Source organism: Myxococcus sp. AM009 (assembly GCF_013372605.1).
GTDB classification, from domain to species: Bacteria; Myxococcota; Myxococcia; order Myxococcales; family Myxococcaceae; genus Myxococcus; species Myxococcus vastator.
Map to the genome: position 1 here is coordinate 1 of NZ_JABXEP010000454.1, position 440 is coordinate 440.

The following is a 440-nucleotide window of genomic DNA, read 5'->3' on the forward strand; positions in this document are numbered from 1 at the left end:
ATGCGAGATGTCTTTGCCGCTACGCCTCAGATGCTCAAGGAATCGGCGTTCGCGCTGGGTGCCACCCGCTGGGAGGTCATGCGCAAGGTCGTATTGCCCTATACCCGCTCGGCTGTGATCGGAGCGATCTTTCTGGGCTTGGGGCGCGCGCTTGGCGAAACCATGGCTGTGACCTTCGTTCTCGGCAACGCTCACGAGCTTAGTGTGTCACTGCTGCAGCCGAGCAACTCGATCGCGGCCACCTTGGCCAACGAGTTCACCGAAGCGGATTCGCCGATCTACCTGTCCTCGCTGATCGCGCTGGGTTTCGTCTTGTTCGTCGTCACCTTCATCGTGTTGGCGTTCGCCAAGCTGCTACTGCTCAGACTCAACCGTATGGAAGGAGCCAAATGATGGCGACGATCGATATGCGTAAATTCCGCCGGCGACGGATCGTCAAC

1 protein-coding gene is annotated in these 440 nt (G+C 59.1%); it reads left to right on the forward strand.

The window, feature by feature from the left end:
* The coding region (locus HV824_RS36345; protein WP_176425329.1) for an ABC transporter permease subunit at window positions 1–393 on the forward strand (393 nt) is incomplete at its 5' end.
* Window positions 394–440 lie beyond the last annotated feature (47 nt).